The 23,493-nt window shown below is 59.4% G+C and carries 26 protein-coding genes; 18 read left to right on the forward strand and 8 right to left on the reverse strand.

The genetic code is table 11. The features are described from left to right. Window positions 1-3 precede the first annotated feature (3 nt). Complete coding sequence (locus tag BLR20_RS10630) at window positions 4-585, reverse strand: YajG family lipoprotein (protein WP_003346137.1); 582 nt, start codon at window positions 583-585, stop codon at window positions 4-6. Window positions 586-813: 228 nt separating this feature from the next. Between BLR20_RS10630 and BLR20_RS10635 the strand changes: the two genes are divergently transcribed. Together BLR20_RS10635 and mqo are read left to right on the forward strand one after the other, a co-directional pair. Beyond that, window positions 814-1,047 (forward strand): hypothetical protein, encoded by a 234-nt coding sequence (locus BLR20_RS10635; RefSeq protein ID WP_010437688.1) that lies wholly within the window; start codon window positions 814-816, stop codon window positions 1,045-1,047. A 721-nt stretch (window positions 1,048-1,768) separates the two neighbouring features. Next, on the forward strand, window positions 1,769-3,277 hold the full coding sequence (gene mqo, locus BLR20_RS10640) for a malate dehydrogenase (quinone) (RefSeq protein ID WP_054993142.1): 1,509 nt from the start codon (window positions 1,769-1,771) through the stop codon (window positions 3,275-3,277). A gap of 84 nt (window positions 3,278-3,361) precedes the next feature. Here mqo and BLR20_RS10645 read toward each other — a convergent pair whose 3' ends face one another. Further along, window positions 3,362-4,258: a homocysteine S-methyltransferase family protein gene (locus BLR20_RS10645; protein ID WP_054993141.1), complete on the reverse strand. Its 897-nt coding sequence runs from the start codon at window positions 4,256-4,258 to the stop codon at window positions 3,362-3,364. A 110-nt stretch (window positions 4,259-4,368) separates the two neighbouring features. Between BLR20_RS10645 and BLR20_RS10650 the strand changes: the two genes are divergently transcribed. Next, a complete protein-coding gene (locus BLR20_RS10650; RefSeq protein WP_010437694.1) occupies window positions 4,369-5,190 on the forward strand; it encodes an ABC transporter substrate-binding protein in 822 nt (273 codons plus the stop codon). Further along, window positions 5,187-6,020 (forward strand): amino acid ABC transporter permease, encoded by an 834-nt coding sequence (locus BLR20_RS10655; RefSeq protein WP_010437696.1) that lies wholly within the window; start codon window positions 5,187-5,189, stop codon window positions 6,018-6,020. Before BLR20_RS10650 ends, BLR20_RS10655 begins: the two co-directional genes overlap by 4 nt. 310 nt (window positions 6,021-6,330) lie before the next feature. Here the strand turns inward: BLR20_RS10655 and BLR20_RS10660 are convergent, their stop codons facing one another. The 3 genes from BLR20_RS10660 to BLR20_RS10670 all read right to left on the reverse strand — a co-directional run bounded on the left by BLR20_RS10660 (window position 6,331) and on the right by BLR20_RS10670 (window position 7,812). Continuing rightward, the gene (locus tag BLR20_RS10660) at window positions 6,331-6,618 is read right to left on the reverse strand and encodes a PA4642 family protein (protein ID WP_003318212.1); all 288 of its coding nucleotides are present in this window, start codon (window positions 6,616-6,618) and stop codon (window positions 6,331-6,333) included. 66 nt (window positions 6,619-6,684) lie between these two features. Next, the gene (locus BLR20_RS10665) at window positions 6,685-7,188 is read right to left on the reverse strand and encodes a hypothetical protein (protein ID WP_003365577.1); all 504 of its coding nucleotides are present in this window, start codon (window positions 7,186-7,188) and stop codon (window positions 6,685-6,687) included. 66 nt (window positions 7,189-7,254) lie between these two features. Then, on the reverse strand, window positions 7,255-7,812 hold the full coding sequence (locus BLR20_RS10670) for a hypoxanthine-guanine phosphoribosyltransferase (protein WP_003318214.1): 558 nt from the start codon (window positions 7,810-7,812) through the stop codon (window positions 7,255-7,257). Window positions 7,813-8,162: 350 nt separating this feature from the next. Between BLR20_RS10670 and upp the strand changes: the two genes are divergently transcribed. After that, window positions 8,163-8,801: a uracil phosphoribosyltransferase gene (gene upp / locus BLR20_RS10675; protein WP_003408662.1), complete on the forward strand. Its 639-nt coding sequence runs from the start codon at window positions 8,163-8,165 to the stop codon at window positions 8,799-8,801. Between the two features lie 4 nt (window positions 8,802-8,805). Further along, window positions 8,806-10,083: a uracil-xanthine permease family protein gene (locus BLR20_RS10680; protein WP_010437106.1), complete on the forward strand. Its 1,278-nt coding sequence runs from the start codon at window positions 8,806-8,808 to the stop codon at window positions 10,081-10,083. Window positions 10,084-10,285: 202 nt separating this feature from the next. Here the strand turns inward: BLR20_RS10680 and hemH are convergent, their stop codons facing one another. Together hemH and BLR20_RS10695 are read right to left on the reverse strand one after the other, a co-directional pair. Next, window positions 10,286-11,308, reverse strand: a complete 1,023-nt coding sequence (gene hemH / locus BLR20_RS10690; protein ID WP_024661430.1) for a ferrochelatase — start codon at window positions 11,306-11,308, stop codon at window positions 10,286-10,288. A 27-nt stretch (window positions 11,309-11,335) separates the two neighbouring features. Further along, window positions 11,336-12,238, reverse strand: coding sequence for a TIGR01777 family oxidoreductase (locus tag BLR20_RS10695; protein ID WP_010428663.1), 903 nt, complete (start codon window positions 12,236-12,238; stop codon window positions 11,336-11,338). A gap of 288 nt (window positions 12,239-12,526) precedes the next feature. On the opposite strand from BLR20_RS10695, the gene BLR20_RS10700 reads away from it, so the two are divergent. The 12 genes from BLR20_RS10700 (at window position 12,527) to BLR20_RS10755 (ending at window position 22,481) form a co-directional block, all read left to right on the forward strand. Beyond that, entirely contained in the window at window positions 12,527-13,513 is a 987-nt protein-coding gene (locus BLR20_RS10700; RefSeq protein WP_010428665.1) for an NAD(P)/FAD-dependent oxidoreductase, read from the forward strand. Next, entirely contained in the window at window positions 13,510-13,725 is a 216-nt protein-coding gene (locus BLR20_RS10705) for a TIGR02450 family Trp-rich protein (RefSeq protein WP_003318221.1), read from the forward strand. Before BLR20_RS10700 ends, BLR20_RS10705 begins: the two co-directional genes overlap by 4 nt. A 117-nt stretch (window positions 13,726-13,842) precedes the next feature. Then, on the forward strand, window positions 13,843-14,805 hold the full coding sequence (locus BLR20_RS10710; protein ID WP_010428670.1) for a YbgA family protein: 963 nt from the start codon (window positions 13,843-13,845) through the stop codon (window positions 14,803-14,805). Window positions 14,806-14,808: 3 nt separating this feature from the next. After that, entirely contained in the window at window positions 14,809-15,711 is a 903-nt protein-coding gene (locus tag BLR20_RS10715) for a MerR family transcriptional regulator (protein ID WP_010428672.1), read from the forward strand. Window positions 15,712-15,720: 9 nt separating this feature from the next. Beyond that, window positions 15,721-17,169 (forward strand): deoxyribodipyrimidine photo-lyase, encoded by a 1,449-nt coding sequence (gene phrB, locus BLR20_RS10720; RefSeq protein ID WP_074594642.1) that lies wholly within the window; start codon window positions 15,721-15,723, stop codon window positions 17,167-17,169. After that, complete coding sequence (locus BLR20_RS10725; RefSeq protein WP_010428675.1) at window positions 17,162-17,584, forward strand: nuclear transport factor 2 family protein; 423 nt, start codon at window positions 17,162-17,164, stop codon at window positions 17,582-17,584. Before phrB ends, BLR20_RS10725 begins: the two co-directional genes overlap by 8 nt. Beyond that, complete coding sequence (locus tag BLR20_RS10730) at window positions 17,581-18,369, forward strand: SDR family NAD(P)-dependent oxidoreductase (RefSeq protein WP_010428677.1); 789 nt, start codon at window positions 17,581-17,583, stop codon at window positions 18,367-18,369. The genes BLR20_RS10725 and BLR20_RS10730 overlap by 4 nt, the downstream gene beginning before the upstream one ends. Then, a complete protein-coding gene (locus BLR20_RS10735; RefSeq protein WP_054992730.1) occupies window positions 18,366-19,613 on the forward strand; it encodes an NAD(P)/FAD-dependent oxidoreductase in 1,248 nt (415 codons plus the stop codon). The genes BLR20_RS10730 and BLR20_RS10735 overlap by 4 nt, the downstream gene beginning before the upstream one ends. Then, window positions 19,610-20,410: a DUF1365 domain-containing protein gene (locus tag BLR20_RS10740; protein ID WP_032615928.1), complete on the forward strand. Its 801-nt coding sequence runs from the start codon at window positions 19,610-19,612 to the stop codon at window positions 20,408-20,410. Before BLR20_RS10735 ends, BLR20_RS10740 begins: the two co-directional genes overlap by 4 nt. Then, window positions 20,397-21,665: an SAM-dependent methyltransferase gene (locus BLR20_RS10745; protein WP_010428686.1), complete on the forward strand. Its 1,269-nt coding sequence runs from the start codon at window positions 20,397-20,399 to the stop codon at window positions 21,663-21,665. The genes BLR20_RS10740 and BLR20_RS10745 overlap by 14 nt, the downstream gene beginning before the upstream one ends. Further along, the gene (locus BLR20_RS10750; RefSeq protein WP_010428689.1) at window positions 21,658-22,167 is read left to right on the forward strand and encodes a DUF2878 domain-containing protein; all 510 of its coding nucleotides are present in this window, start codon (window positions 21,658-21,660) and stop codon (window positions 22,165-22,167) included. The genes BLR20_RS10745 and BLR20_RS10750 overlap by 8 nt, the downstream gene beginning before the upstream one ends. Next, the gene (locus BLR20_RS10755) at window positions 22,122-22,481 is read left to right on the forward strand and encodes a YkgJ family cysteine cluster protein (RefSeq protein ID WP_050549186.1); all 360 of its coding nucleotides are present in this window, start codon (window positions 22,122-22,124) and stop codon (window positions 22,479-22,481) included. The genes BLR20_RS10750 and BLR20_RS10755 overlap by 46 nt, the downstream gene beginning before the upstream one ends. Window positions 22,482-22,913: 432 nt before the next feature. Here the strand turns inward: BLR20_RS10755 and BLR20_RS10765 are convergent, their stop codons facing one another. Then, on the reverse strand, window positions 22,914-23,432 hold the full coding sequence (locus tag BLR20_RS10765; protein WP_002552154.1) for an acyloxyacyl hydrolase: 519 nt from the start codon (window positions 23,430-23,432) through the stop codon (window positions 22,914-22,916). Window positions 23,433-23,493: the final 61 nt, after the last annotated feature.

Here is a 23,493-nt window from a genome sequence, read left to right on the forward strand (position 1 = left end):
TGCTTACTGCGACAGGGTCGAACCGATGGTCGGGTCCTGGAAGACGCGGGTCAGTGCGTCGCTCAACACGTCGCTCACCAGCTTGGTGTTGGTTTCCTGATTCGGCGCCATACCGAAACGCTGGTCCAGCGATGCGGCATAACGACCACTGTAGGTGCGGCCGTTATTGCGCACGTCAGCGCGGAACGTCGAGCTGATGGTGGCTTCAGTTACGTACAGACCTTCCTTCGGCGACTGGTACTTGAGGTCTGCCAGGGTCACGGTCAACTGCGGAGCGCTGCCGCCCTGGGTCGGTGTAAAGCCCAGCAGGCGTACGGCGGCTTCAGCCTGAGCCTGAAGCTTGGGAACGATGTCGGCACCGGTGACGCTGATTGCGCTGGTTTCCGGGTACATGCCACCGCGCGTGCCCAGCGTCGGCCCAGGACGGCCGTCGACGACACGCACCACCACAGGCTGACCACGCCCTACCGCCGCCAGCTGCGCGTTGAGCTTGGGCGTTGGGCTGAGTTGTTGCGGACTGTGGGCACAGCCCACCAGGGTCAAACTGCTTACAGCAAGCAAACCGAACAAAATGCGACGCAGCATGCTCATTTCTCCATGGGCCAGACACTGAATGTGCCGCAGTATAGCGGCCTGTAACAGCCGCAAACCAGAGGCCACTGACCGTTAAGCCTCGGACATTCGACACGCATCGGGGTTCACGCAGCAACGCAGGGCAAGATTCCTCCAGCACGGTGTAATCAGGACGTCACATCCGCGCTGCAGACTCGCCTCCATCGCACAGACGCTCATTCACGTCACAGGAGCTGCGCCATGAATCTGTTCCGGTCTCTGTTCACTGCACGCCCCCAGCATCGCCACTACGCGCGTATCGATCAGGCAGGCGTCTGCCGTGCGTTCAAGCACTGCGCGCAACGTCCGACCGGTGCGGAATGGGTCGAAGTGACCGAGCAACGGCTCAGCTGGCTGAATCAGCCACTGCCCGCCAGCGCACGCATGGCGCAGCGTAGCGAACGCTCAACGCGCGGCCAGTTGCTCACCGCCTGACCGGAGAGCGAATAAAAGTCATTTAAAGCGATCAATTCCTGCCATTTAATCGCTATAATCTCCCCCCGATTATAAGGACGTCTCCTGATCGGGCCTCGCAGCACTGCTAATCGCAGTATTAGCGCCTTCGTAATGCCCACAGAGAGCCGCCCACACAGGTCATTTGCGCACGAGTGTGCTCGATGAAAGGTGAAGAATGCTCGAATCGTATCGAACCTTTCTCGCCGGCCAGCGCCTCACTCTTTATGCGCCTGACCTGCCAGCGCTGTCATCGCAGCCATTTCGAGGTTTGGTTCGCGTTCCCAAAAGGACGTGAAAAACGGGTTTCACTACTTCACAAGAGTGTGGCGAGCAAATGAATAGGTACGCGTTTGTAAATGCACCATCAGCGTCTGAACCGGCTCTCTTGAACAGGACTGACCGCGACTGCGCCTCCATGACCGGAGCCTGACGCCATCGACAGGAGCCCGTTGCACAAGGGGCTCCCTGACGATGGTCGAATGGCCTCGCAGGCCTGGAAATGCGTTCATGAAGCCTTGATGAACCATGACCGGGCCTGACCGGGACCTGCGCTTTGGATGCGAAAAATTGCGAAGAATCGGTCAGGCGATCCTGGCCAGGCAAACGAGGGTAGACACTTGATTCAGCCCACGAACACCTGGCAAACAGCCTCAGGATCGTATGCCGTCAATTTGGTGCTGCAGATTTTGGAGACGCGTTAATGGCGCATAACGAAGCAGTCGATGTAGTACTGGTCGGAGCAGGCATCATGAGTGCCACTCTGGCGGTATTGCTAAAAGAGCTCGACCCCGGCATCACGCTGGAAGTCGTTGAGCTGATGGATTCCGGTGCCGCGGAGAGTTCCAACCCGTGGAACAACGCCGGCACCGGCCACGCCGGTCTGTGCGAGCTGAACTACACGCCGCCTGCGGCTGACGGCTCCATAGACATCAAGAAAGCGGTGCACATCAACACCCAGTTCGAAGTCTCGAAACAGTTCTGGGCCTACTTGGCACGCAAGGGCACCTTTGGGTCAGCCCGATCATTCATCAATCCGGTTCCGCACCTGAGCTTCGTGCAGGGCGAAAAAGGCGTCTCGTTCCTCAAGACCCGCTTTGAAGCCATGAGCAAGCATCACGCCTTCTCTTCGATGGAGTACACCGAGGACAAGGCAACGCTGGCCGAGTGGATGCCATTGATGATGCCTGGCCGGCCTGCGGACGAAAAAATTGCCGCAACGCGCATGATGAACGGCACCGACGTCAACTTTGGCGCGCTGACCAATCAATTGCTCGGGCATTTGACCAGCGCTCCAGGCACCCAGATCAAGTACCGCAGCCGCGTGACCAACCTGACCCGCAACGGCGCTGGCTGGATCGTCAGCGTCAAGGACGTGAATGGCGGCGGCACGCGCGAGATAGATGCCAAGTTCGTGTTCCTCGGTGCCGGTGGCGCAGCGTTGCCGCTGCTGCAGTTGTCGGGCATTGAAGAGAGCAAGGGCTTTGGCGGCTTCCCGGTCAGCGGCCAGTGGCTGCGTTGCGACAACCCGGATGTGGTCAAGCACCACCAGGCCAAGGTCTACAGCCAGGCCGCCGTGGGCTCGCCGCCGATGTCGGTGCCGCACCTGGACACCCGCGTGGTCGATGGCAAGAAATCCCTGCTGTTCGGACCTTATGCCGGTTTTACCACCAAGTTCCTGAAACACGGCTCGTTCCTCGACCTGCCGCTGTCGGTACGCGTGGCCAACATCAAACCGATGCTGGCGGTGGCGCGCGACAACATGGACCTGACCAAGTACCTGGTCAGCGAAGTGATGCAGTCGATGGAGCAACGCCTGGAATCACTGCGTCGCTTCTATCCGGAAGCGAAAGCCGAAGACTGGCGTCTCGAAATCGCCGGTCAGCGCGTGCAGATCATCAAGAAAGACGCGAAGAAAGGCGGTGTGCTGCAATTCGGCACCGAGCTGGTTTCCGCAAAGGACGGCTCACTGGCCGCCCTGCTCGGCGCTTCGCCGGGTGCATCGGTGACCGTGTCGATCATGCTTGAGCTGCTCGAACGCTGCTTCCCGGAGAAAACCCGCACGCAATGGGCGACCAAGCTCGAAGAGATTTTTCCGGCCCGGGAGAAAATCCTCGAAACCGATGCGCCGCTCTACGAGCGTATCAGCACGCAGAACGACGAGGCGCTTGAACTGGTCGAGAAAAGCAGCCAGGAACACAGCTTCGCCTGATCCAGCCGCTGCTGTGCTGTAACAAAAGCCCCGTTAGCTTGCACCAGCCACGGGGCTTTTTATTGCCTTTATTACACGTGCCGGTCAGAGGCTTCTGGACAGTACAGCAATGTGCTCCGGACCAATCCCGCAGCAGCCGCCAATATGCGTGGCGCCGCGCTTGACCCAGTCTGCCGCCCACTGCTGATAGCCCTGTGGGTCAAGGTCTTCGCGCAGCTCATCCAGGCCGTCGTTGGCCGTGGCGTCCTTGGGTTGCGGCGGGAAGGCATTGGCGTACGCGCCAATGGCAATGTCGACGTTCAGCGACGTGAACACCTCACGCGCCGCATCGAGTGCGCCGCCGATCACCTCTGGCTGGCTGCAGTTGAACAACAGCGTGGCGACGCCCATTGCGGCGGCTGCCCTGGCGGCGTCGGCGACCGGCTCGCCTGAGCGTAGACGCGGAACCTCGTCAGTGTCCTCGTCCTGAAGGGTGAACGACAGCCAGAACGGCTTGCCGTCATTCGGCAGCCCGGCACGGATGGTCTGTGCTTCGAGAATGCAGCTCTGGGTTTCGGCCAGCCACAGGTCGACATACGGCGACAGCCCGGCAACCAGTGGTTTCAGAACATCGGCAGCCAGCTCCGGCTGATACAGGTCAGGGCGATAGGAACCGAACAGCGGCGGGATGGAGCCCGCCACGCGGACGCGTCCGCCAGAGGCATCGGCCGACTCGCGCGCCAGTTGCCCGGCCAGCGCTGCCAATGCCTGACCTTCACGGGCAAAACGCTCTTCGCCAATATGAAACGGCACGACGGCGTAGCTGTTACTGGTAATGACCTGAGCACCACTTTCGATATAAGCGGCGTGTACCGAACTCACCGCTTCGGGCGCTTCACTCAATGCCAGCGCCGACCATTCCGGCTGGCGAAACGGGGCTCCGCGACGCTGCAGTTCACGGCCCATGCCGCCATCGAGAATTACAGTTGTGCCTTGGGTCATATGTGATCTGCTTATATGTATATGAAAAAAACTCATTATGAGTCAGTCTTGTATAACGTATTTAATACGGCCCTTTAATCAAACTACAAACACTTTTTCAGGGGACATCTGTGAATTATCGCGCTCTGCTGGGCATCGGCCTGGTCACTCTGGCAGCCTCCACGCAAGTTCTGGCCGGCGCCACGCTGGATCGCGTGCAGAAAAACAAAGAGCTGGTCAACGTCCTCATGGAAAGTTACCCGCCCTTCTCGTTCCTGAATGACAAGAATGAACTGGATGGCTTCGATGTCGACGTCGCCAAGGCCGTGGCGCAGAAACTGGGCGTCAAGTTGCGCCTCGAAACACCGTCCTGGGACGTGATCGCCGCAGGCCACTGGAGTGGCCGTTATGACATTTGCGTCTGCTCGATGACACCGAGCAAGGCTCGCGCCGAAGTGTTCAACTTCCCGGTCGAGTATTACGCCTCGCCAGCGGTGATTGTGGTTAACGCTACAGATGATCGTATCCATTCGGCCAAGGACCTGAGCGGCAAGAAGGTCGGCCTGACCAGCGCCTCCAGCTACGAAAGCTACCTGAACAAGAATCTGGTCATCGATGGCGCCGAAGACAAGCCACTGCAGTACCCGTTCGAAGACGTGCAGATCGCCCCGTACGACAACGACAACGTGGCCTTTCAAGACCTCGGGCTGGGTGCTGGCAAGCGGCTGGACGCGATACTCACCAATCTGGTGACAGCGAAGCCGCGCCTGGATCAGGACAAACGCTTTAAGCTGGCGGGCGAGTCGCTGTATGAAGAACCCAACTCCGTGGCCATCGAAAAAGACGATCCGGAATGGGACGCCAAGGTTCGCGAAGTCTTCGCCGAACTCAAGAGCGACGGCACCCTGAGCAAGCTGTCGCAAAAGTGGATCGGTGCTGACATCAGCAAATGACTTCTTTCCAGCCCCAGCGCCCACCAGAGCAGGCCGAACAGAGCCTGCTCAAGCGAGTTTTCGGCTTCCGCACACGGCTTTACCTGACCTGGCTGGTCATGTTCGTGCTGTTCGCCGGCTTCTTCCTGAGCTTCGATCTGAAGCTGTCGATCATCCTCGACAAACTGCCGAACCTGATCGGGCTGCATCTGGCCCCTAACGGTTTTCTGCAGGGCGCGGCGCTGACGCTGTTCGTGTCGGTGTGTTCGATCGTGGTCTCGGTCGCGCTCGGCTTTGTCACTGCACTCGCGCGGCTTTCCAGCAGCGCGGTGGCGTTCGGCATCGCCAGCTTTTACGCCTCGTTCTTTCGCGGCACACCGCTGTTGATCCAGATCCTGCTGATCTATCTCGGTCTGCCGCAACTCGGCATCGTCCCCGGAGCCATCACAGCGGGGGTGATCGCGCTGTCGCTCAACTACGGGGCGTACCTGAGCGAGATTTTCCGTGCGGGGATCATCGGCGTCTCTGCCGGACAGCGTGAAGCCGCAATGGCTCTGGCCTTGCGCCCGGCGCAGATCTTCTGGCGTGTCACCCTGCCCCAGGCCATGCGCACGATCATTCCACCGACCACCAACCAGTTCATCTCCATGCTCAAGGACTCTTCACTGATTTCAGTGATGGGCGTCTGGGAAGTGATGTTTCTCGCGCAGTCTTACGGCCGCTCCAGCTATCGATACATCGAAATGCTGACCACCGCAGCGGTGCTGTACTGGATCATGTCGATCGGGCTGGAGTTATTGCAGTCACGACTGGAACGGCATTACGGCAAGGCGTATCAGGCGCGCAAATAACTGCAGCGTTCATCCTTACGCTTTGCGCTCAGTGTTATACGCAAGTCTGTTTTTGATTCTGGCCGAAGGCCGTGGGAGCGAACTTGTTCGCGAAGGGGGTCGTATAATTGCCGAAAATGCATCGACTAAAACACCGTCTTCGCGAACAAGTTCGCTCCCACGCCCTCTGGGCAGAAGCTCGGAAGCCCGTTATTCCGGGCGTTCTAGGACGTGTGTATAACGACTGAGAGCTCCGCGTGGGAATGCAGTTCCGGACGCTCTGCGTCCAGCCCTGGCAATGCGGAGCATTGGCACGACAGTCAAACGACAATTACGTACGGGCTTTCTCGATCAGTTCGATGTATTCATCAGCGTTGCGCTGATCCTTGATCAGGGCGATGAAGTCGTTACCGTGCTCGTCCTTGCCATCGAAGTCATGGCCCGCTTCCTTGAAGAACACCAGAAAGCGTTCGAAATCGTTGATGCGCAGCCCACGGTAGGCCTTGATCAGCTTGTGCAGCGACGGCGAGGTAGCATCATACGGCTCGAAGTTGAGGAACAGCTTGATCTGCTCATCGCCGATCTCATCGCCAATCAACTGCTTCTTATCTTTACGCATTACAGGCTCCAGCAGGTCGCAGACACTTTCACGGGCGGGCAGTTTACCCTCCGGCGAGCGCCGCGCTCAACGCGCACGTGCAGAGGTGGTGTGCAGATCAGCCCAGATGTGCCCGTTGGCATAACTGAGGAACTGGCAATAAACCTTCTCGTTGCGCAGCAGGTCCACCAGCACGCGGTACTGGGACAGCGGGTAATAAAGCGTCAACGTGCGCGATGGCTCATCATAGGTCGGCTTTTTAAGGCTTTTGCTATCACCGCCATCGAAGTGCACGAGTACCTGGGAGATGGACGCACCCTTGTTCAGCGACTTGCCCTTGAGGCGCAGCGACAAGGGTGAGGTGACCGGAATCGGCTGCTGACTCGACTGCCGCTGATTACCGGCAACGATGGTGTATTCGGTGACCCGCATCAACTGTTGCTGTTCGGGCACACCTTCGCGCAGGCTCAGGTCGTCAGGCGGCAGGTATTGATCGTGCATGGGGCTGGCCGATACCGGCGCAGCAGGTGCGGCAACTGCCAGACCAGACAACAGCACCAACGCCACGGCGCCGGGAATCAGTAGCTTCATTGAGGCTTTCCATGTAATTGCGAATCGACGACCGCCCCTGCTCGCAGAAGCGGCCGTCAGAATGCCTTACATTCCTTTGACGGCATAGATACCGGCAGCATTACGCCAGTAGCCTTTGTAGTCCATACCGAAACCGAAGATATAACGGTCGATGCATGGCAGGCCGACGTAGTCGGCTTTCAGGTCCGGGCGAGCCTTGCGGTCGTGGTCCTTGTCGATCAGCACGGCAGTGTGCACAGCGCGGGCACCGGCATGTTTGCAGAAGTCGATGATGGCACCCAGGGTATGACCTTCATCGAGGATGTCATCGATGATCAGCACGTCACGATCCATGAACGAGACTTCCGGCTTGGCTTTCCAGAACAGATCGCCGCCGGTGGTTTCGTTGCGATAGCGCGTTGCGTGCAGGTAGGACGCTTCCAGCGGGAAGTTCAGGTGGGTGAGCAGCTTGCCGGAGAAAATCAGGCCGCCATTCATGACGCAGAACACGACAGGATTGCGCTCGGCCAGCTCGGCATTGATCTGCGCGCCGACGCGGGCAATGGCCGCATCCACTTCGGCCTCGGTGTACAGGCAGTCAGCTTCGCGCATGACTTGACGGATATGCTCGAGATCAGCGGACATGACGCTCTCCAGGTAAGGCAGTTTGAGAAAAGCGGGCAAAGGTACGCATCCGTTCAAGCCAGAGCAAGTGATTCTGGACTAACGTTGCGGGTGTCTTGCAAAAGCCGCGAACGTCGAAGCTCCATAACGATACTGCATGTGCTTTAGGCTTTGTACGAAAAGTCGGCGAGCGAAGGTCAGGCAAGGCAAAAACAGGCGAGGAAGCGGAGTCTACGTGTTGTAAATGAGCATTCCGAGCCTGTTTTTAACGCAGCATCACCGAGCGCAGCCACTTTACGTACAGAGCCTAAGACAGTCAGTGCCGAATAGATTAACCTAGACCGATTTTTGCCCCGCTGGAGCCTTTCCCCATGCCCATTCGTGAGATCCGTCACCCACTGATCCGCCACAAGCTCGGCCTTATGCGCCGCGCCGACATCAGCACCAAGAATTTCCGTGAGCTGGCTCAGGAAGTCGGCGCGCTGCTGACGTATGAAGCCACTGCCGACCTGACGCTGGAAAGTTACGACATTCAAGGCTGGGCCGGTACGGTCTCAGTCGAGAAGATCGCGGGCAAGAAAATCACCGTCGTGCCGATTCTGCGCGCCGGTATCGGCATGCTCGACGGCGTGCTCAGCCTGATCCCGGGCGCCAAGGTCAGCGCGGTCGGCGTGGCCCGCAACGAAGAAACCCTGCAGGCGCACACGTACCTGGAAAAACTGGTTCCGGAAATCGACGAGCGCCTGGCAATGATCATCGACCCGATGCTGGCCACCGGCAGCTCGATGGTCGCCACCATCGACCTGCTGAAAAAGGCTGGCTGCAAGGAAATCCGCGCAATGGTCCTGGTCGCGGCGCCCGAAGGCATCGCTGCAGTGGAGAAAGCGCACCCGGACGTGATGATCTACACCGCTTCCGTCGACGAGCGTCTGAACGAACACGGCTACATCATTCCGGGCCTGGGCGATGCCGGTGACAAGATTTTCGGCACCAAGCAGAAGGACGCGTAACCCGATGACGCAGCAGGAGTTCAACGATCCACTGTGGCGCACGATTCTATCCGGCGCACAAATGCTGTTCGTGGCCTTTGGCGCGCTGGTCCTGATGCCACTGATCACCGGGCTCGATCCGAACGTGGCGCTGTTCACCGCAGGCCTGGGCACGCTGCTGTTCCAGATCGTCACCGGGCGTCAGGTGCCGGTCTTTCTGGCCTCAAGCTTTGCCTTCATTACCCCGATCATCCTCGCCAAAGGCCAGTTCGGCCTGGCCGCGACCATGGGCGGCGTCATGGCGGCAGGCTTTGTGTACACCTTTCTCGGTCTCGCGGTGAAGATCAAGGGCACCGGTTTCATCGACCGCCTGCTGCCTCCCGTGGTTATCGGGCCGGTGATCATCTCGATCGGTCTGGCCATGGCCCCGATCGCAGCCAACATGGCAATGGGCAAGTCCGGCGATGGCGCGCAGTTGATTCCTTATCAGACCGCCATGCTGATTTCGATGCCCGCCTTGCTGACCACGCTGATCGTGGCGGTGTTCGGTAAAGGCATTTTCCGTCTGGTGCCGATCATCTCCGGCGTGCTGGTGGGCTTCGCGCTGTCGTTCTACTTTGGTGTGGTCGATACCAAAAAGATCGCTGACGCCGCCTGGCTGGCCTTGCCGCACTTCACCGCACCGGAATTCAACTGGCAGGCGATTCTGTTCATTGTCCCGGTCGCTCTGGCCCCGGCCATCGAGCACATCGGCGGGGTGATTGCAGTCGGCAGCGTGACCGGCCGCGACTACCTGAAAAAACCGGGCCTGCACCGCACGCTGTTCGGCGACGGCATTGCCACCACCGCAGCCGGTCTGTTCGGCGGCCCACCCAATACCACCTACGCCGAAGTGACTGGCGCGGTGATGCTGACCAAGAACTACAACCCGCAGATCATGATCTGGGCGTCGTTCTTTGCCATCATCCTGGCGTTCATCGGCAAGTTCGGGGCGCTGCTGCAGAGCATTCCGGTGCCGGTAATGGGCGGGATTCTGTGCCTGCTGTTCGGTTCGATTGCAGCGGTGGGCATGAACACCCTGATCCGCCACAAGATCGACCTGGCCGAAGCGCGCAATCTGGTGATTGTCTCGGTCACCCTGGTGTTCGGGATCGGCGGGGTATTGATCGGCACCGGCAACGGCCCGAACGATTTCGGCCTGAAAGGCATTGCCCTGTGCGCCGTGACCGCCATTGTCCTGAACCTGATCTTGCCGGGCAATGACAGCTGGAAGAACAAGCAACTGGATGATCAGTTGCCGTAATCCTGGCCGGAGCGGGCATGACCATCGTGCCAATGCTCCGCGTTGGCATGCCGTTCTGGACGCTCTGCGTCCGATCCTGAGTATGCGGTGCGGCGCAGACTTGTGACGCGGAGCGTCACCCAAGGGATTCCCACGCTGGAGCGTGAGGCACGATAAGCGTCTGGAAGAACACTATCGTGCCCATGCTCCGCGGTTCAGCGCATCACAACATCAACGGCGCACGTTCGCACAGCCTGTTCAGCTCTTTCGCCCAGTTGGGATCGTCGTTCAGGCAAGGGATCAGGATCAGCTCCTCTCCCCCCGCTTCCTTGAACTGCTCGGCACCGCGATCACCGATTTCTTCCAGGGTTTCGATGCAATCAGCCACGAACGCCGGGCACATGACCAGCAGCTTCCTGACACCTTTCGCCGCCAGTTCGTCCAGATGCGCTTCGGTATAGGGTTCGATCCACTTGGCGCGCCCCAGACGTGACTGGAACGACACCGACCACTTACCGTCAGGAATGCCCATACGCTTGGCAAACGCCGCCGCCGACTGTATGCACTGCGCGCGATAGCAGGTGGCGAGCACTTCGGCGGGTGCGGTCATGCAGCAGTCGTCCTTCAGGCAATGCTTGCCGGTCGGGTCGAGCTTGTGCAGGTGCCGCTCCGGCAGACCGTGGAAACTCAGCAGCAAATGGTCGTAAGGCTGCTCCAGATGCGGCCGCACGCTTTCCACCAGCGCACTCAGGTACTCGGGCTGATCGTAGAACGGCTGCAGAACCGAGAACTGCATCTTCAACGATTTGGCGCGCACCACACGTTTGGCTTCTTCAATGACCGTGGTCACCGTGCTGTCGGCGAACTGCGGGTACAGCGGCGCCAGGGTGACCTTCTTGAAGCCCTGCTCTGCGAGCCGCGTCAGCACGGTTTCGATGGACGGCTCGCCATAACGCATGGCCAGTTCGACCGGCCCGTGCGACCACTCCTTTTTCATCGCCTGCTGCAGACGCTTGCTCAGCACCACCAGGGGCGAACCTTCATCCCACCAGATGGACGCATAGGCGTGCGCGGACTGCTCTGGCCGTTTGATCAGAATCAGCGAGACCAGCAGCCTGCGCACCGGCCACGGCAGGTCGATCACATAAGGATCCATCAGGAACTGGTTCAGATAGCTGCGCACGTCTGCCACTTGAGTAGAAGCAGGCGAACCCAGATTGACCAGCAACAAAGCGTGATCGGTCATGCAACATCCTATTCATTTCAACAGCGTTCAGTGGCGACCCAGCAAATCCTGCAGGGCAGTGTCGAGTTCGGTGTACTTGAATGTAAAACCAGCTTCCTGCAAACGCTCCGGCCGCGCACGCTGACCACCGAGCAGCAATACCGAAAGCTCACCCAGCAATACTTTCAGGGCCAGCGCAGGCATGGGCATGAATGCCGGTCGGTGCAGAATGCCGGCCAGGGACTTGGCAAACTGACGATTGCGCACCGGTGAAGGCGCACAAACATTATAGGGACCCTTTGCTTCATTCAGATTCAACAGAAAATCAATCGCGGCGATTTGATCCTGGATGTGAACCCACGGCATCCACTGCCTGCCATTGCCGATAGGCCCGCCCATACCGAATTTGAAAGGAGGCAACAGACGCTGCAGAAAGCCGGCGCGGTCGGACAGCACCAGCCCTGTACGTATCAGCACCACCCGCACACCCAGGGCCTCGGCACGTTGCGCGGTTTCTTCCCAGGCGTTGCACAGCTGGCTGGCAAAGTCTTCTTTGGCGGGCAGAGAGGTTTCGTCGATTTCGCGCTCGCCACTGTCGCCGTACCAACCGACTGCGGAACCGGAAATCATCAGCGCAGGTTTTTGCGAACGAGTGGCCAGCCATTTGAGCAGTTGTTCGGTCAGGCCGACGCGACTTTCCCACAGCAACAGACGACGCTTGCGGGTCCAGGGGCGGTCAGCAATAGGCGCGCCCGCCAGATTGATGATTGTATCCACCGGCTGCGTACCCAGCTCATCAAGGCTGGCAATGCCACGCACTGAAGGGCCGCACAGCTCGGCGACGTCGGCGGGTTTTCGGCTCCATACCGTCAATTCATGGCCTTGGGCAGACCAGAAACGGCAGAGCGCTCGTCCTATCAAACCAGTACCACCGGTCAGCAATATGTGCATGGCAGATAACCTCGCGTGGCGTAGGTGACAATTGAGTAGTCTTATTTTTACCAGTGACGCGGTCCGTGACGTTGGTCCGGAAAACGAAACTGTCAGCTGAACCATAGGCCACAGCAGAGTGAAACGCAGCTCCGAGGCCTTTGCCCGAGTCGCTGAACCGTTCGACCTTGCCAGTGGCAATGTGACTCAACCGCTAGATAGCAAAACCACTGCAAGTTATACCAAACAAGAAGATTGTACAGGTTTTAACTACGGCGTAGTCTGTACAGACAAGGTAACGAGGCCCCTATGACTGTCCCTATCGCAATCATCGGTACCGGTATCGCCGGACTCTCAGCAGCCCAGGCGCTGACATCCGCCGGGCATCAGGTGCACCTTTTCGACAAGAGCCGCGGCAGCGGCGGTCGTATGTCCAGTAAGCGCAGCGACGCAGGTTCGCTGGATATGGGCGCACAGTATTTCACCGCCCGAGACCGGCGCTTTGCCACCGCAGTCAAGCAGTGGCAAACCGAGGGTCACGTCGCCGAGTGGACCCCCTCGCTCTATAACTTTCACGGCGGCAGGCTCAGCCCTTCACCGGACGAGCAAGTGCGCTGGGTTGGTACGCCTGGCATGAGCGCCATTACCCGAGCAATGCGCGGCGATCTGCCGGTGTCGTTCTCGTGCCGCATCACTGAAGTGTTTCGCGGTGAACAACACTGGAACCTACTGGATGCCGAAGGCGAAAGTCACGGCCCCTTCAGCCATGTGATCATCGCCACCCCGGCCCCTCAGGCCACTGCCCTGCTGGCTGCCGCGCCGAAACTGGCCAGCGTGGTCGCAGGCGTGAAGATGGACCCGACCTGGGCCGTGGCACTGGCCTTCGAAACCCCGTTGCAGACGCCCATGCAGGGTTGCTTCGTGCAAGACAGCCCACTGGACTGGTTGGCCCGCAATCGCAGCAAACCCGGGCGCGATGCCACGCTCGATACCTGGGTACTGCACGCCACCAGCCAATGGAGCCAGCAGAATATCGACGCCTCCAGAGAACAGGTCACCGAACAATTGCACGGCGCATTCGCGGAGTTGATCGATTGCACAATGCCTGCGCCGGTGTTCAGCCTCGCACATCGCTGGCTGTATGCACGGCCTGCCGGCTCTCACGAATGGGGCGCCCTGTCGGATGCAGATCTGGGCATTTACGTGTGCGGCGACTGGTGCCTGTCAGGGCGCGTGGAAGGTGCATGGCTGAGTGGTCAGGAAGCAGCGCGCCGACTGCTGGAGCATATGCAATGAATCAGATCAACCCGCGCAAGCTGCTGCTGTCGAAATGGACAGCCGCCACCCCGCTCAACCGGGAAAAACACTTTCTGGTGACCGAGCTGTTCAAGGATGAAGAAGGCACCGTTCTGGAAGTCGAGCTGCAGGCCGTGCTGACCCAGCGCAGCGAGCGACTGCCGTGGCAGGTGTTGCAACAGGCGGATACGTGGCGGATGGGCTGGAAGTAGCTGGAGGCAGCCTTTACCGCCCTCTACAAAGAATTTGACTTGTACAGCTACACCCCTATGATGAAGACAAGTTGTACAGCACGAACTATCTGTACAAGTCTTCTGTAGAGGTGACTGATGGCGACGTCCGCAATCGAAAAACCCAAACTCGGCATCAGCGCCTGCCTGATGGGTGCCGAGGTTCGCTTCAATGGCGGACACAAGGAATCTCATCTGTGTACACAGGCGCTGAGCAAGTATTTCGATTTCGTCCAGGCGTGCCCTGAAGTCGCTATCGGCATGGGCATCCCGCGCGAGCCGATCAGGCTGGTAGGCGACGCAGAAAATCCCAAGGCGCTCGGCACGGTCAATCGTGACCTCGACGTTACCGAGGCACTGGCGGATTACGGCATACAGATGGCCGATGAGCTGGGTGATATATGCGGCTACATCTTCATGCAGAAATCCCCGTCCTGCGGCCTTGAGCGGGTCAAGGTCTACCGCGAAAACGGCGCGCCGGTCGATGGTGGTGGCCGTGGGATCTATGCGCAGGCCTTCTGCGAACGTCACCCCGATCTGCCCGTGGAGGAAGACGGCCGGCTCAACGATGCCGTGCTGCGCGAAAACTTTGTCACCCGCGTTTTTGCCTACGCCGCCTGGCAACAATTGCTGAAAGAAGGCGTCACCCGGCGCGCGCTGACCGAATTCCACTCGCGCTACAAATATCAGCTGATGGCCAATGACCCGATGCAGTACAAGGCACTGGGCAAGATGCTCGGCAGCATGGGCCGCACCGACCCGAATGAAATCGCGCCGCTGTATTTCAGCCAACTGATGGCTGCCTTGAAAAAGTGCGCCACGCGCAGTACTCACACCAACGTCCTGCAGCACCTGTGTGGTTATTTGAAACAGACCATCACCAGCGAAGACAAGCAGGAAATCCAGCAGGTCATTACCCAGTATCACCAGGGCATCGTGCCGCTGATCGTGCCGTTGACGCTGCTCAAGCATCATTTTCGCCAACATCCGGACCCGTATGTGGCACTGCAGGTGTACATGCAGCCCCACCCGGAAAACCTCAGCCTGCGCAATGCGATTTGACTCATGAATGAAACAGATACAGAGGTGCCGGGCGACTGGCTGCCGATCCGTGAGGTGGCACGCCAGACAGGCGTCAACGCCGTCACCCTGCGTGCCTGGGAGCGTCGTTACGGACTGATCGTCCCGCACCGCACTGCCAAAGGTCATCGGCTGTATTCGGACGAGCATGTGCAGCGCGTGATGAAGATTCTGACCTGGCTCAACCGTGGCGTGTCCGTCAGTCAGGTCAAGGGCCTGATCGATGACAACCGCCAGGACGCCCTGCCGCCGACCAACGACTGGGACGCACTGCGCCAGACCTTGCTGGTCGCGATCGGCGAGCTGGCCGAGCGCCGGGTCGATGACGTGTTCAATCAGGCGATGTCGCTGTACCCGCCGCGCACGCTGTGTGAACAGTTGCTGCTGCCACTGCTGGCCGAACTGGAACAGCGCTGGCAAGGCAAGTTCGGCGCACAACTGGAGCGCACGTTTTTCTATTCCTGGCTGCGCAGCAAGTTTGGCGCGCGCATCTACCACAACAATCGCCAGCTCAATGGCAGCCCGTTGTTGCTGGTCAATCAGTCCGATCTGCCGCTGGAGCCGCATCTGTGGCTCGCGGCCTGGCTGGTGAGCAGCGCCGACTGTCCGGTCGAAGTGTTCGACTGGCCGCTGCCTGTCGGTGAGTTGGCGCTGGCAGCCGAATACCTCAAGCCACGCGGCCTGTTGCTCTACTCCAGCAAGGCGCTGAACGTGGCACAACTGCCCCGCTTGCTGGCCAATATCACCTGCCCTGTCGTGCTGGGCGGACCAACGGTGCAGATCCATAATGCCGAGTTGCTCGTACAGGCCAACGAGATATCTGGACTGACCCTTGCCCACGACGTACTCAGCGCTCAGATCGAGCTGGGCAAGCTCGGACTTATCTAAGGACTTCTCATGCAACTGATCTGGCTGCGTAGCGACCTGCGCGCTCAAGACAACACTGCCCTGACCGCCGCCATGGAGCGCGGTCCGACGCTGGCGGTCTACCTGCTCAGTCCTGCGCAGTGGCGCAGCCATGACGATGCCGACTGCAAGGTAGACTTCTGGCTGCGCAATCTGGTCGAGCTCGAACAGGCGCTGGGCGAGTTGAATGTTCCCTTGCTGATCCGCGAAGCGAACACCTGGGATCAGGCGCCTGAAGTGCTGGCAAAGCTGTGCACACAGTTCAAGGTCGAGGGCCTGCACCTTAATCAGGAATACGGCATCAACGAAACCCGTCGCGACCAGGCAGTGCAGAAGGCGATGGAAAAAGCCGGTGTGCACTTCAACAGCTACCTTGATCAGCTGTTATTCAAGCCCGGCAGCATCCTGACCAAGACCGGCAACTACTTTCAGGTGTTCACCCAGTTCAAGAAGGTCTGCTACACCCGAATGCACGAGGCCATGCCGCACCCGATACGCACCCCGAAAGCGCAGCCGGCACAGTCGATAAAAAGCGATACGGTCCCCGATCAGGTCAAAGGCTTTGCCACACCATCGAAGGCGTTGCGTGACCTGTGGCCAGCCGGTGAGGCGGAAGCCAGACGGCGCATGGACGCCTTCGCCGACGAGCAGATCAGCTACTACAAGACCGAACGCGACTTTCCGGCCAAGCCCGGCACCAGCCAGCTGTCGGCCTATCTGGCGGCCGGGGTGATTTCGCCACGCCAGTGCCTGCATGCAGCCCTGGCCAGCAATCAGGGTGAGTTCGAGACCGGCGACGTCGGCACCGTGACCTGGATCAACGAGCTATTATGGCGGGAGTTCTATAAACACACGCTGGTCGGCTACCCGCGCGTCTCGCGTCATCGCGCCTTTCGCCCGGAAACAGAAGCGTTGAAATGGCGCGATGCCCCTGAAGAACTGCGGGCATGGCAAGAGGCGCGCACCGGACTGCCGATCATTGACGCAGCTATGCGTCAGTTGCTGGAAACCGGATGGATGCACAATCGGCTAAGGATGGTCGTCGCAATGTTTCTCACCAAAAATCTTCTGATCGACTGGCGTGAGGGCGAGCGCTTTTTCATGCGCCACCTGATCGATGGCGACCTGGCGTCCAACAATGGCGGCTGGCAGTGGAGTTCGTCCACCGGCACCGACTCGGCGCCCTACTTCCGTATTTTCAATCCGTTGTCGCAGTCGGAACGCTTCGACCCCGAAGGCGTGTTTATCAAGCGCTGGCTGCCGGAACTGGCGGATATGAATAAAAAGCAGATTCACGATCCGTCGTCCATCGGCGACCTGTTTGGGGCTGCCGACTACCCGAAACCCATCGTCGATCTGAGCAAGAGCCGCGCCCGCGCCCTGGCAGCGTTCAAGGCACTCCCGGCTCGACAGCCGGCTGCAGGAGTCGAACATGGCTGATTTCCTGCATCGCTTCGCCGAAGGTTTTGCCGCTCTGAACAAGGACAACCTTGATCAGGTTGCCGAGCTGTACAGCGAAGACGTGTCGTTCAGCGATCCGATGCACGATATCCACGGCCTTGACGCCATGCGCCGCTATTTCGGCGAGCTGTACGCCAACGTCCAGGACCTGCATTTCGACTTCCATGCCTTCGACGAAGTGCGCCCCGGCGAGGGCTATCTGGTCTGGACCATGAGTTATTCGCATCCGCGCCTGGCCGCCGGCCGGACAATTCAGGTAGAAGGCTGTTCGCACCTGAAGTGGCGCGACAAGGTTTATCGGCACCGGGACTACTTCGATGCCGGTGCATTGCTCTACGAACATCTGCCCGTCATGGGTCGAGTCATCCATTGGTTGAAGAAGAGGTTGGGATGAGCACTCCTGTTGCACGACGCATCTGGTTGACCGGGGCAAGCAGCGGCATAGGCCTGGCTCTGGCCAAAGAACTGCTCAACGCCGGTCATCGGCTGGCACTGACCGCCCGCACGCTTGAGCCATTGCAAAACCTTGCGAACGTTTATCCCACGCAGGTGCTGCTGGTGACCGGCGACATCACCGACCCCGAGCAAGTCAAGGCGATTGCCGACGACATCGACCGGCAATGGGGCGCCCTGGACACCGCTATCTTCAACGCGGGCACCTGCGAATACATTGATGCCCGGCAGTTTGAGGCGGCCATGGTCGAACGCGTGGTGCGTACCAACCTGCTGGCCAGCAGTTACTGCATCGAGCACGCGTTACCGCTGCTGCGCAAAGGTCATCAGCCGCATCTGGTCGGCGTGGCCAGTGCGGTGACCTACCTGGCCCTGCCCCGTGCCGAAGCCTACGGCGCGTCGAAAGCCGGCCTGCGTTATCTGCTCGAAGCGCTGCGCCTGGACCTGGCCAGCGAAAATATCGACGTGACGGTGGTCAGCCCTGGATTCGTCGATACACCTCTGACGCAGAAAAATGATTTCCCCATGCCGATGCGCTGGCCTGTCGAAAAGGCAGCCAAGCACATCGCCAGCAAACTGGGGCGCAACAAACGCCCGCTGGATATCGCTTTTCCGGCGCTGTTCATCTTCAGCATGAGCTTGCTGGCTCTGCTCCCGGCACGCGCCCGACTCGCCCTCGGCAAACGCATGGCGCGCAGCGAATCGTCGAATAAGGACGCGCAATGAAGATCGCAGTCATTGGCAGCGGGATCGCTGGCCTGACCAGTGCCTACCTGCTCAACCGCGCGCATGAGGTGACCGTTTTCGAGTCTTCGGACTGGATCGGCGGGCACACTCATACGGTGGACGTTCAGGTCGAAGGCCGCGCCTACGCCATTGACACCGGTTTCATCGTCTTCAACGACTGGACCTACCCCAATTTCATTCGCCTGCTAGGCCAGCTGGGTGTCGGCTTCCAGCCTGCGGAAATGAGCTTTTCGGTGCATGATCCGCGCACTGGCGTGGAATATAACGGCAACAACCTCAACAGCCTGTTCGCCCAGCGCAGCAATCTGCTGTCGCCGCGGTTCTGGGGCATGCTGCGCGATATCCTGCGTTTCAACCGCCAATCGGTCGATGATCTGGAAAACCAGCGCATCGCGGCAGACACCACGCTGGGTGAGTACCTGAAGAACGGCGGTTATGGCCAGCGCTTCATCGATCACTACATCGTACCCATGGGCGCGGCGATCTGGTCGATGTCACTGGCCGACATGCTCGGCTTCCCGCTGCAGTTCTTCGTGCGCTTTTTCAAGAATCACGGCCTGCTTTCGGTCATCCATCGGCCGCAATGGTGCGTGATTCAGGGCGGTTCCAGAAGTTATGTGGAACCGTTGGCCGCCTCGTTCCGCGAGCGGATTCGTCTGTCGTGCCCGGTCACACGTGTCGAGCGTGACAGCCAAGGTGTGACGCTGCACAGCGCCCTGGGCAGCGAACGCTTCGACAAGGTGGTATTTGCCTGCCACAGCGATCAGGCCCTGGCTTTGCTGGCACAGCCATCGAGTGCCGAGCAGTCGATTCTCGGCGCCCTGCGCTATGCCGAAAACGATGTGGTGCTGCACACCGATACGCGATTGCTGCCCAGGCGCACACTGGCCTGGGCGAGCTGGAACTATCGGCTGGGCGGCGGCGAACAGCAGTCGGCCGCCGTCACCTATGACATGAACATTCTGCAAGGGATCGAGAGCGATACGACGTTCTGCGTCAGCCTCAACCAGACCGCCGCCATCGACCCGGCAAAAATCCTTGGCCGCTACCGTTATGCCCATCCGCAATACAGCCTCGATGCAATCGCTGCTCAGGCGCGCTGGGAGGAAATCAATGGTGTCGATCACACTTGGTACTGCGGCGCCTACTGGGCCAATGGCTTTCACGAAGACGGCGTGGTCAGCGGCCTGCGTGTCGCCCAGGCCTTTGGTGAAACGCTGTGAACAGCGCCTTGTACAGTGGCTGGATCAGCCACCGGCGGTTTGCACCGCGCTCCCATGAGTTCACCTATCGGATAGGCCTGCTCTATCTGGATCTGGATGAGCAGGACAGTGTGCTGGGGCTCTCCCCACTGGCGGGCCGGAAGCGTTTTGCGCCGTTCTCGTTCCGTGAGCGAGACTATCTGCCAGAGCTGACCGGGCAAGGGCTGACGCTCATCGAGGCGGTCCGCGAGCGGGTCGGCAAAGCATTGGGCCGCATCCCTTCAGGTCGCGTCTGCCTGCTGACACAGGCACGCAGTTGGGGCCTGTCGTTCAACCCGGTGAGCTTCTTCTACTGCCATGAGGCTGACGGCACATTGGCCGGCATCCTGTGTGAAGTCACCAATACCCCGTGGGGCGAGCGCTACAGCTACGTGCTGCCCGCCACCGGTGAAGGCCATCAGCATTTTGCCGTGGCCAAGGCCTTTCATGTTTCACCGTTCCTGCCACGTGATCTCGAATACCGCATGAGCTTCAGCCAGCCCGCCGAACGGATAGGTGTACACATGGCTGACTGGCAAGGCGAGCTGAAGATGTTTGACGCCACGCTCAATCTGACCCGCCAGAATCTCGACCGCACGACGTTACATCGCTATCTGATCGCTTATCCATGGATGACGGCGAAAACCTGTCTGGCCATTTATTGGCAGGCCATGCGCCTGCTGGTCAAACGCATACCTATCTTTTCCCATCAGGCCGCTGACGGCGAGTACCGTGCTGCCGCCGCGCAATCCAAGGACTCACTCCATGAAAAGCAGTAGCAGTAGTTTTTCTGCCAATCTGGGCACCAATGGTTTGACTGCCAACCTCCTGCGCCGAGGTGTGCTGCGGCAACTCGCAGGACTGCGCAACGGCCAGTTGGTAATTGTCGAACGGGGTGAGCGCCATGTGTTCGGCAAGAACGGCGCACTGATTCAGGCTGAAATCCACCTTCTCGATTCGGCAGCCTGGGGCATGGTCGCCAGCAACGGCTCAATCGGTGCGGGCGAGGCATTCATTCATGGCTACTGGACGACACCCGACCTGACCGCGGTGGTCCGGGTGTTTGTCAGCAATCTGGATGTGCTGGATGCGATGGAAGGCGGAATGGCGCGCCTGACCCGCCCGCTGGTTCACGCGCTGCACTGGCTCAACCGCAATACACGCGAAGGCTCGCAGAAAAACATCGCCGCCCACTACGACCTGGGCAATACGCTGTTCGAGCAGTTTCTCGACCCGACGATGATGTATTCAGCCGCACAGTTCCTCAGCGAAGACGATACGCTTGAACAGGCGCAGTTGAACAAGCTCGAGCGCATCTGCCAGAAACTTGCCCTGAAACCCACCGATCACCTGCTGGAAATCGGCACCGGCTGGGGCAGCATGGCTATTTACGCTGCGCAGCACTACGGCTGCCAGGTAACCACCACGACCCTGTCCAAAGAACAGTTCGCCTACACCGAGCGACGACTGATCGAACTGGGCCTGCAGGATCGCGTGACGCTGCTGCTGACAGACTATCGGGATTTGACCGGTGAGTACGACAAGCTGGTGTCCATCGAAATGATCGAAGCGGTCGGCCATCGTTTCCTGCCCACTTACTTCAAGCAATGCGCGAACCTGCTGAAAAGCAACGGCATGATGCTGCTGCAGGCGATCACTATTCGCGAGCAGCGTTACGCACAGGCCAAACGCAATGTGGACTTCATCCAGCGTTACATTTTCCCCGGCGGCGCCCTGCCATCGGTGGCGAAGATGCTCGACATCGTCGGCAGCGATACCGACATGAACCTGCTGCACATGGAAGATTTCGGCTTGCACTACGCGCGCACCCTGCGCCTGTGGCACGACAACTTCAAAAACGCTCACGGCAAACTCGCCGAGCTGGGTTACGACGAGCATTTCCTGCGCCTTTGGGAGTTTTACCTGTGCTATTGCGAAGGCGGTTTCCTGGAGCGAACCATTGGCACCGCGCAGCTGCTGCTCGCCAAGCCCGAGGCGTTGCGCGAACCCTTGCTTGGCCGCTTCAATGCTTAAATCCATCGCCAATGCGCTGTTGTTTCAGATCGGCTGGTTCGCCTGCGTACTGGGCGGCAACAGCTACTGGCTGATGATCGCCGTCGGCGTCCTGGCGGTGCATTTTCTGTGGATCAGCTCATGGGCAGCCGAAGGCCGGCTGATTCTCACAGTGACCTTGATCGGTATCGTGCTGGACAGTGCCTTGATGACACTCGGTGTTTTTGATTTCGGCACTGGCGGCTATCTCTTGCCGCTGTGGCTGGCGCTGTTGTGGGCGGTGCTGGGCACCACGCTCAATCATTGCCTGGCCTGGACAGCCAAGCCGCTATGGCGCGCAGTCGTGCTGGGCGCTATTGGCGGCCCGATGTCGTACTATGCCGGCTCGCAACTGGCACAGGTCCACCTTCCCCTCGGAGTGTGGCCAGGCATGCTGGTGCTGGGCCTGGTCTGGGCGGGGGTATTTCCCCTGCTGCAATGGCTGGCAGCCCGCGCCGCCAGACACTCGGGAGAACCGCTCTGAACGCTACACTCATTCCGCTCGCAGAGGTCCATGGCGAAGAACCGGCAGTCACGTGTTCGACCTGCGCAGCCTGCTGCTGCCAACTGGAAGTGATGCTGATCACCGACACGGGCGTACCTGAGCGTTACATCGATACCGATGAATGGGGTGGCGAAGTCATGTTGCGTCTGGATGACGGCTGGTGCGCTGCACTGGATCGCAACACGATGATGTGCACGATCTACGAGAAACGCCCGTTGATCTGTCGTGAATTCGAAGCGGGTGCGGAAGACTGCCTGAACGAACGCAAGGGGATTGCGACGGCTTATCTTTGATCAGTATTGCTGACTGGATGTCTTTGATCAGTGTTGCTGAATGGATGAGTATCGTCCCCACGCTCCGCCTGGGAATGCAGTTCGTGACGCTCTGCGTCACACGGCGGTTCTGTGATGTCAGGTGGATTGGGGTTCGGCTCAGGTGACCTTTGCGCCCTTACGGCGCCTTACTTTGAGGGACCAAAGTAAGCAAAGTCACCGCTCCGTTTCCGGCCCGACTTCGTCGGGTTCCTTCGCCCTGTCACTGATCCGGGGGTCGCCGCAACGGGCCATCCATGGCCCGGTGCGGCTAGCCTGGCGTCCTGCCAGGCTACCCCCGGATCAGCGCCAGGACTCAGCCGTCACTTACGTCGCACTCTGCGTCGTCAGTGCCATCGCGTGGGGAAAAGCACTCGACGGCAGTAACGCTGTCACGCACCAGAGTCGATCAAATCAGAACGGCATCTTGTAGTGCAGTGCGTAGCTTTCTATACCATCGTTCGGCTCTTTGATGCCGGCGTTGGAGTAGTGGGTCGCACGGATACCGACTTCATGCCCGCCCGCGAAGCGCAGACCAAAACCGATACGGTCTTCGAAGTTGAAGGCAGAACCGAACTTGCGGTCTTCAACCTGAGTGTTTGAGAACACCGAGACGCCGATACCGGCTTCTACGTATGGCTTGACGTTGCCGTTGCCGAATTCGTAGACCAGAACCGGGGAGAACGACAGGCTGTGGTTATCCTTGTAGTCCTTACCATCCCAGTAGGTGTAGGCGCCATCCCAGTAGCCGGTCAGACGGCCGATGTCGCTTTGCAGCCAGGTTTTATCCCAATCAAACTGTACGCCCAGACGATAAGTCATGGTGGACTCGCCGGTCTGACCGACCGAAAACTCAACACCATCAGCCTGCGCGATTGAAGCTTGCCCTGCCAAAGCGGCCGCAATCACGGCCAGGCAAAAGAGTCTCTTCATGAGAAACGTCCTAAATATATTAAATTGTACGAAAAGTGTTGGAATTCATCAGCCGCTTTTA

Source organism: Pseudomonas congelans, assembly GCF_900103225.1.
In the GTDB taxonomy this organism is placed as follows: Bacteria; Pseudomonadota; Gammaproteobacteria; order Pseudomonadales; family Pseudomonadaceae; genus Aquipseudomonas; species Aquipseudomonas congelans.

Bases quoted from the DNA above. Each gene is read 5' to 3' on its own strand.
- BLR20_RS10630 (WP_003346137.1), bottom strand. From the start codon at position 585: ATGCTGCGTCGCATTTTGTTCGGTTTGCTTGCTGTAAGCAGTTTGACC.
- BLR20_RS10635 (WP_010437688.1), top strand. From the start codon at position 814: ATGAATCTGTTCCGGTCTCTGTTCACTGCACGCCCCCAGCATCGCCAC.
- mqo (WP_054993142.1), top strand. From the start codon at position 1,769: ATGGCGCATAACGAAGCAGTCGATGTAGTACTGGTCGGAGCAGGCATC.
- BLR20_RS10645 (WP_054993141.1), bottom strand. From the start codon at position 4,258: ATGACCCAAGGCACAACTGTAATTCTCGATGGCGGCATGGGCCGTGAA.
- BLR20_RS10655 (WP_010437696.1), top strand. From the start codon at position 5,187: ATGACTTCTTTCCAGCCCCAGCGCCCACCAGAGCAGGCCGAACAGAGC.
- BLR20_RS10660 (WP_003318212.1), bottom strand. From the start codon at position 6,618: ATGCGTAAAGATAAGAAGCAGTTGATTGGCGATGAGATCGGCGATGAG.
- BLR20_RS10665 (WP_003365577.1), bottom strand. From the start codon at position 7,188: ATGAAGCTACTGATTCCCGGCGCCGTGGCGTTGGTGCTGTTGTCTGGT.
- BLR20_RS10670 (WP_003318214.1), bottom strand. From the start codon at position 7,812: ATGTCCGCTGATCTCGAGCATATCCGTCAAGTCATGCGCGAAGCTGAC.
- upp (WP_003408662.1), top strand. From the start codon at position 8,163: ATGCCCATTCGTGAGATCCGTCACCCACTGATCCGCCACAAGCTCGGC.
- BLR20_RS10680 (WP_010437106.1), top strand. From the start codon at position 8,806: ATGACGCAGCAGGAGTTCAACGATCCACTGTGGCGCACGATTCTATCC.
- hemH (WP_024661430.1), bottom strand. From the start codon at position 11,308: ATGACCGATCACGCTTTGTTGCTGGTCAATCTGGGTTCGCCTGCTTCT.
- BLR20_RS10695 (WP_010428663.1), bottom strand. From the start codon at position 12,238: ATGCACATATTGCTGACCGGTGGTACTGGTTTGATAGGACGAGCGCTC.
- BLR20_RS10700 (WP_010428665.1), top strand. From the start codon at position 12,527: ATGACTGTCCCTATCGCAATCATCGGTACCGGTATCGCCGGACTCTCA.
- BLR20_RS10705 (WP_003318221.1), top strand. From the start codon at position 13,510: ATGAATCAGATCAACCCGCGCAAGCTGCTGCTGTCGAAATGGACAGCC.
- BLR20_RS10710 (WP_010428670.1), top strand. From the start codon at position 13,843: ATGGCGACGTCCGCAATCGAAAAACCCAAACTCGGCATCAGCGCCTGC.
- BLR20_RS10715 (WP_010428672.1), top strand. From the start codon at position 14,809: ATGAATGAAACAGATACAGAGGTGCCGGGCGACTGGCTGCCGATCCGT.
- phrB (WP_074594642.1), top strand. From the start codon at position 15,721: ATGCAACTGATCTGGCTGCGTAGCGACCTGCGCGCTCAAGACAACACT.
- BLR20_RS10725 (WP_010428675.1), top strand. From the start codon at position 17,162: ATGGCTGATTTCCTGCATCGCTTCGCCGAAGGTTTTGCCGCTCTGAAC.
- BLR20_RS10730 (WP_010428677.1), top strand. From the start codon at position 17,581: ATGAGCACTCCTGTTGCACGACGCATCTGGTTGACCGGGGCAAGCAGC.
- BLR20_RS10735 (WP_054992730.1), top strand. From the start codon at position 18,366: ATGAAGATCGCAGTCATTGGCAGCGGGATCGCTGGCCTGACCAGTGCC.
- BLR20_RS10745 (WP_010428686.1), top strand. From the start codon at position 20,397: ATGAAAAGCAGTAGCAGTAGTTTTTCTGCCAATCTGGGCACCAATGGT.
- BLR20_RS10750 (WP_010428689.1), top strand. From the start codon at position 21,658: ATGCTTAAATCCATCGCCAATGCGCTGTTGTTTCAGATCGGCTGGTTC.
- BLR20_RS10755 (WP_050549186.1), top strand. From the start codon at position 22,122: ATGGCTGGCAGCCCGCGCCGCCAGACACTCGGGAGAACCGCTCTGAAC.
- BLR20_RS10765 (WP_002552154.1), bottom strand. From the start codon at position 23,432: ATGAAGAGACTCTTTTGCCTGGCCGTGATTGCGGCCGCTTTGGCAGGG.